At 67.0% G+C, this 14,396-nt stretch carries 9 protein-coding genes; 8 read left to right on the plus strand and 1 reads right to left on the minus strand.

Translation table 11 applies throughout. The annotated features are described in order from the left end of the window. Positions 1-19 precede the first annotated feature (19 nt). Positions 20-1,408, minus strand: coding sequence for an enolase C-terminal domain-like protein (locus ASD15_RS11360; protein WP_057154970.1), 1,389 nt, complete (start codon positions 1,406-1,408; stop codon positions 20-22). A gap of 96 nt (positions 1,409-1,504) precedes the next feature. Between ASD15_RS11360 and ASD15_RS11365 the strand changes: the two genes are divergently transcribed. From ASD15_RS11365 to ASD15_RS11400, 8 genes are all read left to right on the plus strand, one after another. Further along, entirely contained in the window at positions 1,505-2,758 is a 1,254-nt protein-coding gene (locus ASD15_RS11365; protein ID WP_229418152.1) for an SGNH/GDSL hydrolase family protein, read from the plus strand. Positions 2,759-2,810: 52 nt separating this feature from the next. Beyond that, the gene (locus tag ASD15_RS11370) at positions 2,811-5,705 is read left to right on the plus strand and encodes a glycosyl hydrolase 115 family protein (protein ID WP_057154971.1); all 2,895 of its coding nucleotides are present in this window, start codon (positions 2,811-2,813) and stop codon (positions 5,703-5,705) included. Between the two features lie 37 nt (positions 5,706-5,742). Next, positions 5,743-8,040 carry an alpha-glucuronidase family glycosyl hydrolase gene (locus ASD15_RS11375; protein ID WP_229418153.1) on the plus strand — a complete coding sequence of 766 codons (2,298 nt, stop codon included), beginning with the start codon at positions 5,743-5,745 and terminating at the stop codon, positions 8,038-8,040. A 123-nt stretch (positions 8,041-8,163) separates the two neighbouring features. Then, complete coding sequence (locus ASD15_RS11380) at positions 8,164-9,261, plus strand: LacI family DNA-binding transcriptional regulator (protein ID WP_057154972.1); 1,098 nt, start codon at positions 8,164-8,166, stop codon at positions 9,259-9,261. A gap of 189 nt (positions 9,262-9,450) precedes the next feature. Then, on the plus strand, positions 9,451-10,404 hold the full coding sequence (locus ASD15_RS11385; protein ID WP_082551771.1) for an alpha/beta fold hydrolase: 954 nt from the start codon (positions 9,451-9,453) through the stop codon (positions 10,402-10,404). A gap of 119 nt (positions 10,405-10,523) precedes the next feature. After that, on the plus strand, positions 10,524-10,937 hold the full coding sequence (locus ASD15_RS11390) for a hypothetical protein (protein ID WP_057154974.1): 414 nt from the start codon (positions 10,524-10,526) through the stop codon (positions 10,935-10,937). 59 nt (positions 10,938-10,996) lie between these two features. Beyond that, the gene (locus ASD15_RS11395) at positions 10,997-11,944 is read left to right on the plus strand and encodes a hypothetical protein (RefSeq protein ID WP_229418154.1); all 948 of its coding nucleotides are present in this window, start codon (positions 10,997-10,999) and stop codon (positions 11,942-11,944) included. Between the two features lie 113 nt (positions 11,945-12,057). Beyond that, positions 12,058-14,361, plus strand: coding sequence for a catalase (locus ASD15_RS11400; RefSeq protein ID WP_082551764.1), 2,304 nt, complete (start codon positions 12,058-12,060; stop codon positions 14,359-14,361). Positions 14,362-14,396 lie beyond the last annotated feature (35 nt).

Here is a 14,396-nt window from a genome sequence, read left to right on the forward strand (position 1 = left end):
TCTCTATCCTTGGTTATTGTCAGTTGCGGCCCAGGCTGGGGAGCTTGGGCGAATAGGTCCAGCCGGGAACCAGGTAGCGCATCGCCATCGCGTCGTCGCGGGCGCCGGTGGCCACCTTGTTGTACAGCGCGTTGGCGGCCATGATGCGGTCCATGTCCGGCTCGATGCCCAGGCCCGGCGCTTGTGGCACCTGCACTTCGCCGCCCACGATCTGCAGCGGGTTGCGCGTCAGGCGCTCCTGGCCTTCCTGCCAGATCCAGTGCGTGTCGATGGCGGTGATGCGGCCCGGCGCGGCGGCGGCGGCATGGGTGAACATGGCCAGCGACACGTCGAAGTGGTTGTTCGAGTGCGAGCCCCAGGTCAGGCCCCAGTCGTGGCACAGCTGCGCCAGGCGCACCGAACCCTGCATGGTCCAGAAGTGCGGGTCGGCCAGCGGAATGTCCACCGCGCCCAGCAGGTGCGAGTGGGCCATCTGGCGCCAGTCGGTGGCGATCATGTTGGTGGCGGTCTGGATGCTGGTGGCGCGGCGGAATTCGGCCATGATCTCGCGGCCGGAATAGCCGTTCTCGGGGCCGCAAGGGTCTTCCGCGTAGGCCAGGATGTGGCCCTGGCCTTTGCACAGGGCGATCGATTCGTCCAGCGACCAGGCGCCGTTCGGGTCCAGCGTCACGCGCGAATCGGGAAAGCGCTTCTTGATGGCGGCGATCGCCTGCATTTCCTCGGCGCCGTGCATCACGCCGCCTTTCAGCTTGAAGTCGCGGAAGCCGTACTTTTCCACCGTGGCCGCGGCCTGGTCGGCGATGGCTTCCGGCGTCAGCGCTTCCTGGTGGCGCATGTGGTACCAGCTGTCCTGCGGGCCGGTGCTGTCCAGGTAGGGCAGGTCGGTGCGGCGGCGGTCGCCGATATAGAACAGGTAGGCCAGCATGGGCACGCTGTCGCGCTGCTGTCCTGCGCCCAGCAGTTCGCACACCGGCACGCCGAGGTGCTGGCCCATCAGGTCCAGCAGTGCCGCTTCGATCGCGGTCACCACGTTTTCCAGGCGCAGGTTGATTTCGTGCGGCTGCTTCAGTACCGCCGCTTCGGCAGCGGAGGTGACCTGGTGCTGGTGGCCGCTGCCCTTGCCGGCAATGGACAGGCGCACCGCGTTCAGCGTGCGGTTGTAGCGGCCGATTTCCGTACCCGTCACCAGCGGGATGGCTTTCTCCAGCGCCTGCAGGATGCCCGCGCCGCCAGGTACCTCGCCCATGCCGGTATGGCCTGCGCTATCTTTCAGCAGCACCAGGGTGCGAGTGAAGAAAGGCGCATGCGCGCCGCACAGGTTGAGCAGCATGCTGTCATAACCCGCCACCGGGATGACCTGCATTTCAATAATTCTGGGGGAACCGTTTTGATTTGTTGCGTGTACCATCGCTTTGTCCTAAAATGAATAGCGCTAACATAACACAAGTGTGAGGGATTTATGCGGTCAAGTCAACACAAGTTGTGCGCCTGGTTTTCAGGCGTGTTGTTTGCAGCCGGTGCGTTCGCAGCGGTTGCCGAAGTGGCAGCAAAGGAGAAGGCTGCGGACCTGCCGGGCCAGGCGGGCGGCACGCACTGGGTCGCCTCCTGGGGCACGGCCGTGATGGTTCCCGAGGGCCAGAATGAACTGGCGGCGGAACACTGGCGCGAGGGCAGCCTGCGCCAGATCGTGCACCTCTCGCTGGGCGGCAGCAAGCTGCGGGTCCGCATCAGCAACACTTACGGCACCACGCCGCTGGTCCTGGAAGGCGCGGCCGTGGCGCTGGCCAGGGCGCCCGGCAAGCCGGAGATCGACGGCGCCACCGCCCGCCCGCTGACCTTCAACGGCCGCAGCAGCGTGCTGATTCCCTCCGGCGCCGAGTACTACAGCGATCCGGTAGCGATCGAGCACAAGCCAGGCGCGGACCTGGCCATTTCCATGTACTTCAAGGGCGAGCCGGCGCGCCAGACCGGCCATCCGGGTTCGCGCACCAATAGTTACGTCATCAAGGGCAACCGCCTGATGGACGCCGAATGGCCCGCCGCCACCAAGGTGGAACGCTGGTACGCGCTGGCGGACGTGGAAGTGCAGGCGCCGCGCAGCGTGGGCGCGGTGGTCGCCATCGGCGACTCCATCACCGATGGCCATGGCGCCACCACGGATGGCAACGACCGCTGGCCGGACCTGCTGGCGGCGCGCTTCGCCCGCGAGGGGCAGGCCATGGGCGTGGTCAACGCCGGCATCGGCGGCGGCCGCATGCTGCGCGACGGGTTGGGGCCTAACATGGTGTCGCGCTTCGACCGCGACGTGATCGCCCGCAGCGGCGTCACCCACGCCATCGTGATGATAGGCGTGAACGACCTGGGCGGACAGCACCGCAACGGCGACGATACGCCCGAGGCGCGCAAAAAGCTGCTGGACGACCTGATGACGGCGCACCGCCAACTGGTGGAACGCGCGCACGCGCAGGGCATCTGCGTCATCGGCGGCACCGTTTCGCCGTACATGGGTTCGGACTACTACCGCCCCAATGTGGACAACGAGGCGGACCGCGTGGCGCTGAACAACTGGATACGCAACTCCGGCGTGTTCGACGGCGTGGCCGATTTCGACGCGGCGTTGCGCGATCCGGCCCAGCCTTCGCGCCTGCTGAAAGAGCGCGACAAGGGCGACGGCCTGCACCCGTCGCCGGCAGGTTTCCGCGCCATGGCCGACGCCGTGCCGCTGAACGCCCTGCGCCAGTGCAGTGTGAAACGCTAAAAAAACTACTACAAAATCAGGCCAGGACACTGGGCCGCTCGGAGACATACGAATGAAATTCCTCACCAGGGCGGCTTGTGCTGTCCTCATGCTGGCCTGCGCCTTGCCGGCGCTAGCGCTGGGACAAAAAACCTTTGTTGCATTCGACCGCAATGGCGCCGCCGCCGGTCCCGATGCCGTGGCCCTGCTGCAGTCGGGCAGCACCGCGAAGCTGTTTGTCGATGCCGCCGACCACGCCGGTGTGCTGCGCGCGGCGGGCGACCTGCAGGCCGATATCGAGCGCGTCGGCGACACCCGCCCGGAACTGCAGAAGGGGGGCTCGGCCGCAGGCGCGGACGTGGTCATCATCGGCACCGTCGGCAAGAGCGCGCTGATCGACAAGCTGGTGCGCTCCGGCGCGCTGGACGTTTCCGCCATCAAGGGCAAATGGGAAGCGTGGCAAGTGCAGACGCTGAAGAACCCCATGCCCGGCGTGGAGCGCGCGCTGGTGATCGCTGGCAGCGACAAGCGCGGCACCATCTACGGCATCTATGAGCTGTCCGAGCAGATCGGCGTATCGCCCTGGTATTGGTGGGCGGACGTGACGCCCAGGCAGCGCAAGGCCATCTATGCCAGCGCCCCGGCGCGCGTGAACGACGCGCCGGCGGTGCAGTACCGCGGCATTTTCCTGAACGACGAAGCGCCCGCGCTGACCGGCTGGGCCAAGCAGCACTACGGCGGCTACAACCACAAGTTTTACGAAAAAGTGTTCGAGCTGCTGCTGCGCCTGCGCGGCAACTACCTGTGGCCGGCCATGTGGGACGCCGCCTTCTTCGACGACGACAAGCTCAATGGGGTGCGCGCCGAGGAATATGGCGTGGTGATCGGCACGTCGCACCACGAGCCCATGATGCGCGCCCACAAGGAGTGGGACCGCTACGGCAAGGGAGCCTGGGACTACAGCAAGAACGAAGCGGTGCTGAAGGACTTCTGGCGCGGCGGCCTGCGCGCCTCCAAGGGCACCGAGAAAATCGTCACGCTGGGCATGCGCGGCGACGGCGACGAGCCGATGTCCGAGGATGCCAACGTGGCGCTGCTGGAGCGCATCGTGAAGGACCAGCGCGAGATCATCGCGCAGCAGATCAACCCGGACCTGAGCAAGGTGCCGCAGGTGTGGGCCTTGTACAAGGAAGTGCAGGAATACTACGAGAAGGGCATGCGCGTGCCGGACGACGTGCTGCTGCTTTGGTGCGACGACAACTGGGCCAATATCCGCCGCCTGCCCACGCCGGAAGAGCGCAAGCGCGCCGGCGGCGCCGGCGTGTACTACCACTTCGACTATGTGGGCGGCCCGCGCTCCTACAAGTGGCTCAACGTGACGCCGATTCCGAAGATCTGGGAGCAGATGCGGCTGGCGTGGGAGTACGACGCCAAGCGCATGTGGATCGTCAACGTGGGCGACCTGAAGCCGATGGAAGTGCCGATCGAGTTCTTCCTCAGCTATGCGTGGAATCCATCGGTGTGGCCGGCCGAGCGCCTGCCGGAGTACCTGAAGCTGTGGGCGGCGCGCGAGTTCGGCACTGAACACGCGGACGAGATTGCGGACATCGTGGCCAAGTACACCAAGTACAACGGCCGCCGCAAGCCGGAGCAGCTGGAGCCGGGCACCTACAGCCAGGTGAACTACAACGAGGCCGCGCGCATCGTGGCCGAGTACAAGGATATCGCCGGGCGCGCCAACCGCATCGACGCCGCCTTGCCGTCCAGCCTGCGCGACGCTTTCTTCCAGCTGGTGCAGTATCCGGTGAACGCGGGCGCGGTGGTGAATGAACTGTACGCGCTGGCTGCGCAGAACCAGTTATACGGCAAGCAGGGCCGCGCCTCCACCAACGACCTGGCCGAACGCGCGCGCGGCCTGTTCAAGCAGGACGCGGAACTGGCGCGCCAGTATATGGAAGACATCAGCGACGGCAAGTGGAACCACATGATGTCGCAGACGCACCTGGGCTACACCTACTGGAACCAGCCGCCGCGCAACGTGATGCCGCCGGTGACGGAAGTGCAGCCCTTCAGGCAGAGCGACATGGGCGTGGCGGTGGAGGGCAGCGAATTCGCGTGGCCGGGTCAGAATGCGGACAAGCTGGCGCTGCCGGCACTGGATGCCGAGAGCAGGCAGGCACGCTGGCTGGAAGTGTTCAATCGTGGCCTGCAGCCGTTCAACTACACCATCAAGGCCAGCGAGCCGTGGGTGGTGCTGAGCAGCCCGGCCGGCCGGGTGGTGCGCGAGAAACGCGTGACGGTAAATGTACGCTGGGCGGACGTGCCATGGGCATCGCTGCCGGCCGGCAGCAATACGATCGAGGCGACGCTGACGGTGGAGGGCCCGGGCGGCAAGACGCGCATCAAGGTGCCGGTGCGCCGGCCGGTGCAGGCCGCCGCCGGCAGCTTCGTGGAGTCGCAGGGTGTGATCGCGATCGAGGCGGAGCACTATGCGAACGCCGTTGCCAAGGAAGGCTGGCAATGGCTGCGCATCCCGGACCATGGCCGCACGCTGTCGGCCATGACCACGCTGCCGGCCAATGCGGCGCTGTCCCTGCCCGGCGCGGCAGAGGGCATGCGGCTGGAGTACAAGGTGCATCTCCAGAGCGCAGGCGAAGTGACCCTGCACACCACGCTGGCGCCCACGCTGAAGTTCCAGCCGGGCGAGGGCTTCCGCTACGCGGTGTCGTTCGACGACGAGCAGCCGCAAGTGGTGAACGTGCACGCGGACGGCTCGCAGCGCTTCTGGGAGCGGGCCGTATCGGACGGCGCGGTGGTGTTCAAGACCAGGCACAAGCTGGCCGCGGGCGCGCATACGCTCAAGTTCTGGGCGCTCGATCCGGCGCTGGTGCTGCAAAAGCTGGTGGTCGACGCGGGCGGCTTGAAACCGAGCTATCTTGGCCCGCAGGAAAGCCCGAAGGCGCCCTGAAGATTGCGCTAACATCGTTGTACAACGGAGACTGAAGATGAGAAGAATGTTCAAGGCGCTCGCGCCGATGCTGGCGGTGATCTTGCCGCTATCCTTGCCGCTGTCGGCACTGCTGCCGCTGCCCGCGCTGGCAGGGCAGGGTGCGCCCGGGGCGCAGGCTGCCCCAGGGGTGGTGGAGGACGGCTACGACCTGTGGCTGCGCTACCGTCCGCTCGGCAAGGCGGCGCGCGTGCAAGTGCGCCCGGTGGCGAGCGCCATCGTGGCTGCCGGCACCGGTACGGCGGATGGCGGCAGCATCGCCGCGCCGGCCGGCACGCCGCTGCAGGCGGCTGTGGCCGAGTTGCAGCGCGGCCTGGGCGGCTTGCTGGGCAAGGCGCCGCCGCTGGCTGCCGCCGTGCAGGACGGCGCCGTGGTGCTGGCCACGCCCGCGTCCATGCCTGCGCTGTCCGGCATGGGCCTGCAGCTCGAACCGCTGGGCCAGGAAGGCTACCTGCTGCGCAGCACGCGCCTGCAGGGCCGCAAGGTCACGCTGATCGCCGCCAACAGCGACATCGGCCTGCTGTACGGTGCCTTCGCGCTGCTGCGCAAGATCGGCACCGGCGCCGAAGCGCCGGCCGGCCTGGCAGGCCTGGGCGCGCTGGATGAGCGTTCCGCGCCCAAGCTGCAGTTGCGCGTGCTGAACCACTGGGACAACCTGGACCGCACCGTGGAACGCGGCTACGCCGGCGAATCGATCTGGAACTGGTGGGCGCTGCCCGAAGTGCGCGACCGCCGCTATGTGGACTACGCCCGCGCCAACGCCTCGCTGGGCATCAACGGCACGGTGCTCAATAACGTCAACTCCAAGCCGGACATCCTGACTGCGCCATGGATCGCCAAGGCCGCCGCCGTGGCCGACACGCTGCGCCCGTACGGCATCAAGGTCTATCTGTCGGCGCGCTTCTCTACGCCGCTGGAACTGGGCGACACCAAGACCGCCGACCCGCTCGACCCGGCCGTGGCCGCCTGGTGGAAAGCCAAGGCCGACGAGATCTACAAGGCCATCCCCGACTTCGGCGGCTTCCTGGTGAAAGCCAACTCCGAGGGCCAGCCCGGCCCGCAGGACTACAAGCGCAGCCACGCCGACGGCGCCAACATGCTGGCCAAGGCCGTGGCGCCGCACAAGGGCATCGTCATGTGGCGCGCCTTCGTCTACGCGCATGAGAAGCCGGACGACCGCGCCAAGCAGGCTTACGACGAATTCAAGCCGCTCGACGGCACCTTCGACGCCAACGTGCTGGTGCAGGTGAAGAACGGCGCGATCGACTTCCAGCCGCGCGAACCGGCCCACCCGCTGTTCGGCGCCATGCCGAAAACGCCGCTGATGATGGAGTTCCAGATCACCAAGGAGTACCTGGGCTACGCCACCCACCTGGCCTACCTCGGCACCATGTACCAGGAAACGCTGGCCACCGATATGCACACCGGCACCGGCGGCAAAGGGGGCAGCGCCACCGTGGCGCAGATCCTGGAAGCCGGCGCGGAGCAGGGCAAGTCGCGCCTGACCGGCATCGCCGGCGTGGCCAACATCGGCAGCGAACGCAATTGGAGCGGTTCGCATTTCGACCAGGCCAACTGGTACGCCTTCGGCCGCCTGGCGTGGAATCCGCAAGCGCAAGCGGGCGCACTGGCGCGTGAGTGGGCGGCGCAGACGTTCTCGTCCGATCCGGCCGTGGTGACGCAAGTGGCCGATCTGATGATGATGTCGCGCGAAGCGGTGGTGAACTACATGACGCCGCTCGGCCTGCATCACCTGATGGGCACCGGCCACCACCACGGCCCGGCGCCATGGGTGGCCAACCTGGAGCGGCCGGACTGGAACCCGGTCTACTACCACCGCGCCGACCAGGGCGGCATCGGCTTCGACCGCACCGCCAGCGGCAGCAACGCCGTGGCGCAGTACGCGCCGGACCTGGCGCGCCAGTACGCCGATCCGCGCACCACGCCGGAGAGCATGCTGCTGTGGTTCCACCACCTGCCGTGGGACTACAAGATGGCCTCCGGCCGCAAGCTGTGGGATGAACTGTTGGCCCGATACGACAGCGGCGTGGCGCAGGCGGACCAGATGCGCCAGCGCTGGGCGCGCCTGAAACCCGTCATCGATGCGCGCCGCCATGAAGACGTGGCGGTCCTGCTGGACAAGCAGTACCAGGAAGCGGTCTGGTGGCGCGACGCCAGTGTGGCTTACTTCCAGTCGGTGTCCGGCCTGCCGCTGCCGGCCGGCGTGAAGGCGCCCGGCAGGCCGCTGGATTACTACAAGTCGCTGAAATTCCCCTACGCGCCGGGGCGCGGATGATATTGATTGGTCCGGCCACAATGATTGCGGTAACATACGTGTGACCATTTGTTGCATGGCCGGACAGTTTAACCATTGCAGCTTGTGGTAAAGTCCACTTTTTAACACAGGTTTTCTGAGCAGATGGCAAGAACTAAGGCGAAAGCAGCCGAGGGACCGGAGTCCCGCTCCGGCGTCCCCACCATGTCCGACGTGGCGAAACTCGCCGGCGTGTCGCCGATGACGGTCTCGCGCGTCATGAATGGCGACACCAAGGTACGGCAAAGCACCCGCCGCAAGGTGGACGAAGCCGTGGCCGCGCTCAACTACGTGCCCAACCAGGCCGCGCGCCGCCTCGCCGGTTCGCGGCCTATCCGCATCGGTTTTCTGTATAGCAATCCCAGCGCGGGCTACCTGAGTGAATTTCTGGTCGGCCTGCTGAACCAGGCCAGCTTGAACAACGTGCAGCTGGTGGTGGAGAAGTGCGAAGCGGGCGAACACTGGAAGGAGCAGACCCAGCGCCTGATCGACAACGGCGTGGACGGCATCATCCTGCCGCCGCCGCTGTGCGACATGCCCGGCCTGATCGACATGATCGCCAAGTCCTCGCTGCCGGCCGTCACCGTGGCCTGCGGCCAGCCCGATCCGCGCGTGTGCGCCGTCAGCATCGACGACTACCAGGCCGCCTACGCCATGACCTCGCACCTGATCACGCTGGGCCATCAGCGCATCGGCTTTGTCATCGGCCACCCCAACCAGACCGCCAGCGCGCGCCGCCTGGCCGGCTTCAAGGCCGCCATCGCCGACCGCGGCGCGCAGGACGCGGCCGAGCTGACGGTGCAGGGCATGTTTACCTACCGTTCCGGCCTGGACGCGGCGGAATTGCTGCTGGGACTCGAGCAGCGCCCGACCGCCGTGTTCGCCAGTAACGACGACATGGCCGCTGCCACGGTAGCCATCGCCCACCGCCTGGGCCTGGACGTGCCGGGCGACCTGACCGTGGCCGGTTTCGATGATACGGCGCTGGCCACCACCATCTGGCCCGAACTGACCACCGTGCGCCAGCCGATCACCGGCATGGCCGAAGCGGCGGTGCAGTACCTGGTGCGCCAGATCCGCGCATTGCGCGACGGCGCGCCGGAGGCGCCCGAGCACGTGCTGATGGACTTCTCGCTGATCCGGCGCCAGTCCGACGCCGCGCCGCGCATGCGCCCGCCGATCAAGATCGCCGCCAAGCCCTGATCGTCCCAAAGTGAGAGGCGTCCCCTCCAGCGTGCGGCTACGCTGGAGGCCTACTCACGCGCCAATTATTCATAAATACTGAATGATTTCTTGGTATTTATGTGATTGATTGATGTGTTGGTGAATCATATAGTGTGTCCATGGAAGCGCAGTCGCCGACGGCGCCATCAAACCTTCCGGAGCATGAACATGAGCATTCCAGCAAACACCATCCGCCGTACCGTCCTGCGCGGCATCGCCGCCGTTACCATGGCCGCCGCAGTGGGCAGCGCATCGGCAGCGGCCCCTGCGGCGCACCCTGCAGCCGCCCCCGCCGGCTTCGCCAGCAAGACCGCCGCCGTCAACGGCACCAAGATCCATTACCTGGTAGGCGGCAAAGGCACGCCGGTGGTGCTGCTGCACGGCTACACCCAGACCGGCCATATGTGGAAGCCCATCATGGGCGAGCTGGCCAAGACGCACACCGTGATCGTGCCCGACATGCGCGGCGTGGGCGGCTCCGAGAAAGCGGCGGACGGCTACCTGAAAACCAATATGGCCAAGGACATCCACGAGCTGGTGGGCAGCATCAGCCGGGAACCGGCCACCGTGGTGGGCCACGACATTGGCCTGATGGTCGCTTACGCCTATGCCGCCCAGTACCCCGCCGACACCAAGAAAGTCGCGCTGATGGACGCCTTCCTGCCCGGCATCGGCAACTGGACCAATATGTTCCTGCTGCGCGACCTGTGGCATTTCCACTTCTTCGGCGAAACGCCGGAGAAACTGGTGGCCGGCCGCGAGCGCACCTACTTCGAACACTTCTGGAACGACTTTGCCGCCGACAAGAGCAAGTCCATCAAGGAAGCGGACCGCAAGCTGTACGCCGCAGCCTACGCCCAGCCGGGCGGCGTGCGCGCCGGCTTCCAGTACTTCAAGACCTTCCCGCAGGACGCTGAACAGTTTGCGGAACTGGGCAAGACCAAGCTGACCATGCCGATGCTGGTGTTGGCCGGAGAAAAGTCGGGTGGCGACTTCCTCATCAACCAGGGCAAGCTGGTGGCGGAGAACGTGGATGGGCGCATCATCAAGGGAGCGGGCCACTGGATCATGGAAGAAGCGCCCGAGCAGACCATTCCTGCCTTGCTGGGCTTCATCGAGTAAGCCGCGCCGCGCCAAAAAATGATTCCCCAGTGTTTGTTAGGTGCCGCACTGTGTGCGGCAGCTGATCGGCATATCGTTACTCAGGCAATGAAGCCCATCAACGACACTGAGGAACCATCATGGACAACACTACGGAAAAATCGAGCAATTCCACCCGCGATCCTGTCAACCAGTTCGGCCGCGATACCCGCGCCGACATTCACAGCGCCATCGACCGTACCGCGGAAAAAGTGCAGCCGACCGCTGACCGCCTGGCCAGCTCCGCCCACGCCACCGTGGACAAGATGGCTGAGAAAGTGCCGCCAACCGCCGACCGCCTGGCCGGTGCGGCCCACACCGCGGTTGACCGCGTCGCCGACACCGCCACCCACATGAGCGAAAAAGCCGCCACCGGCGCCAAGCAGCTCGGCGAAGCGTACACCCGCTTTGCCGAAACGGGCCGCAACTACGTGCGCACCAGCCCTGCCACGTCGGTGCTGATCGCCCTGGCCGCGGGCTATGGCCTGTCCAAGCTGCTGGGCAACCGCAAGTAATTCCCACCAGCTGATAACCGGCGCGCGCGGCTTCCGCGCGCCGTCGGCAGGAGAACTGCATGCACCCTTCCATTCCAGCTTCCGACGCACCCCGCGCCACCGGCATCGCGGTCATCCCGCAGGCCGAAGCCGGACACTCCGGCGTATCCTGGAGCGCAGTGCTGGCAGGCGCAGTGGCCGCCGCCGCACTCTCCTTTATTTTGCTGATCCTGGGCGTTGGCCTGGGCCTGTCAGCCATTTCCCCCTGGTCCTACAACGACGCGCCGATCGGCAAGTCGGCCGTCGTCTGGGTCGCCTTCATGGAACTCGCCTCGGCGGGCGTGGGCGGCTACCTGGCGGGCAGGCTGCGCGTGAGATGGGCCAATGTGCACGCCGACGAAGTCTACTTCCGCGATACCGCGCACGGCCTGCTGGCCTGGGCGGTGGCGACCTTGCTGACGGCCGCGCTGATGGCCGGCGCCGTGCGCGCAGCGCTGAGCGGTGCGATTGACGCCGGCGCCGGCGCGGCGACAGCCGTCGGCGCCACGGTGGGCGCAGGCGCAGGCGCTGTTGCAGGCAAGGGCAACGGAGGCAACCCGGCCGGCCTGGCCGCCAGTCCCGCCGCCTACTACATCGACATGCTGCTGCGCAGCGACACCGTCGTGCCGGAGACCGACAACGGCGCCCTGCGCGCCGAAGTGGGCCGCATCCTGCTGCAGCAGCCCGCAGGCGCTCCCGCGATGGCCGTCGACGACCGCCAGTATCTGGCAAGCCTGGTTGCCAAGCGCACCGGCGTGGAGCGGGCCGAGGCCGAGCGCCGCGTGGAAGACGTCCATGCCCGCCTGGTGAAAGCCCGCACCGACGCCGAAACGGCAGCGAAGAACGCCGCCGAGCAAGCCCGCAAAGCCGGCGCACAGTCCGCGCTGTGGATGTTCGTGGCCTTGCTGCTGGGCGCCTTCATCGCCAGCTGGGCCGCCACCTTCGGCGGCAAACTGCGCGACGCCGACAGTCCGCTGCCGCGCCGCTGATCACCAATACGTCTAGGAGACCGCCATGCGCTCAATCCTGCTATGGATGCTCGGTGTGCCACTGCCCATCATCATCCTGCTCGCCCTGTTCCGTTGAATTTCTTGAGGATCTCATGACCACCAGTAAAAAAGGCCAACCAGCCAGCGCAATCGACCTGGCCGCCAGCATCGCCTACAACGCCAACAAGCCCGCCGAACACGGCGACGCCGCGCGCACGCCGCCCGAGGGCATGCACGTCGATGCGGGAGCGCCTGCGGCCAGCGCCGGCACGGCGTCCGAAACGCAAAGCTCGCCCAAGGTTGGCAGCGGGGCGCCGCCGCTGGGCGTCAATCCCAACGACGGCAACCTGGAACGCGTGCGCAGCGACGCCGGCGGCCAGCGGCTCACCACCAACCAGGGCGTGCCGATCGGCGACAACCAGAATTCGCTGAAAGCCCACCTGCGCGGCCCCACGCTGATGGAAGACTTCATCCTGCGGGAAAAGCTGACCCACTTCGATCATGAGCGCATCCCCGAACGCATCGTGCACGCGCGCGGCTCGGCGGCGCACGGCTACTTCGAGTCCTACCAGGACCTGGGCAGCGTCACGCGCGCCGCGCCGTTTGCGCAGGCAGGCAAGCGCACGCCGGTGTTCGTGCGCTTTTCCACCGTGGCCGGCGAGCGCGGCTCGTCCGACACCGCGCGCGACGTGCGCGGCTTCGCCGTGAAGTTCTACACCGACGAAGGCAACTGGGACCTGGTGGGCAACAACATGCCCGTGTTCTTCATCCAGGACGCGATGAAGTTTCCGGACCTGGTGCACTCCGTGAAACCCGAGCCGCATAACGGCATGCCGCAGGCGGCCAGTGCACACGACACCTTCTGGGACTTCACCTCGCTGATGCCGGAATCGATGCACATGCTGATGTGGACCATGTCCGACCGCGCCATCCCGCGCAGCTACCGCACCATGCAGGGCTTCGGCGTGCATACCTTCCGCCTGGTGAACGCCGAAGGGGGGAGCGTGTTCTGCAAATTCCACTGGCAGCCGCTGGCCGGTACCCACTCGCTGGTGTGGGAAGAGTCCAACAAGATCATGGGTGCCGACCCGGACTTCCACCGGCGCGACCTGTGGGAAGCCATCGAAGCGGGCGCCTATCCGCAGTGGGAGCTGGGCCTGCAGGTCTTCACCGAAGAGCAGGCCGAGAGCTTCCCCTTCGACGTGCTGGACGCCACCAAGATCGTGCCGGAGGAACTGGTGCCGGTGCAGATCGTCGGCCGCATGACGCTCAACCGCAATCCGGACAACTTCTTCGCCGAGACCGAGCAGGTGGCCTTCTGCACCGCGCACATCATTCCCGGCATCGACTTCACCAACGACCCGCTGCTGCAAGGGCGCATCCACTCCTACGTGGACACGCAGATCAGCCGCCTGGGCGGGCCGAACTTCCACGAGATCCCGATCAACTCGCCGGTGTGCCCGGTGCACAACAACCAGCGCGACGGCATGCACCGCCAGGCCATTCATCGCGGCAGGGTGTCGTACGAGCCCAATTCGCTGGGCGGCGGCTGTCCGTTCCAGGCCGGCATGGCCGGCTTCACCAGCATCCGCGAGCAGGCCGTGACAGAGGACAAAGTGCGCGGCAAGCCCGAGCTGTTCGCCGACCACTACTCGCAGGCGCGCCTGTTCTGGATCAGCCAGAGCCCGGCCGAGCAGGCCCACATCGTGGGCGGCTTCCGCTTCGAGCTGAGCAAGGTGCAGATCCCGGCCATCCGCGAGCGCATGCTGTCCATGCTGGCCAATGTGGACGCCACGCTGGCCCACGGCGTGGCGGCCGGCCTGGGCATGCCGGTGCCGCCGCCGCAGCCGCTGGCCACCGCGCTGCCGCTGCCGCACTATCCGCCGTCCCCATCGCTGTCGCTGCTGGCGCGGCCGGGCGAGCAGGGCATCAAGGCGCGCCAGGTGGCCATCCTGCTTGCGCCCGGCGTGGACGAGGCCAGCGCCAAGGCCATCCAGTCCGCGTTGCTGGCCGACGGCGCGGTGCCGCACCTGCTGGCCGGCACGCTGAACCCCGTCGCTTGCGCCGGCGGCGCCACGCTGCCGGTCGAGAAGACCTTCGAGAACGCCCCGCCGGTGCTGTTCGACGCGGTGGCCGTGCCGGACGGCGCGGCGGCTGCCGAGCAGTTGATGAAAGACGCGCTGGCGCTGGACTTCGTGCGCCAGCAATACCGCCACTGCAAGCCGCTGCTGGTGGTCGGGGCCGGCACCGCGCTGCTGGGCAAGGCCGGCATTCCGCCCAAGCTGCCCGACGGCTCGGACGATCCGGCCCTGGTCGGCACCGACCCGTCCGACCTGCCGGACGCGCTGGCCGCGTTCAAGGCGGCGCTGGCGGGGCACCGCGCGTTCGAGCGGGAAACCGATCCTCCATTGGTATAGGCGACGTAAGCTCGCCGTAGTGCTATGCTCTCAAG

The organism is Massilia sp. Root351, assembly GCF_001425045.1.
Taxonomy (GTDB): Bacteria; Pseudomonadota; Gammaproteobacteria; order Burkholderiales; family Burkholderiaceae_D; genus Rugamonas.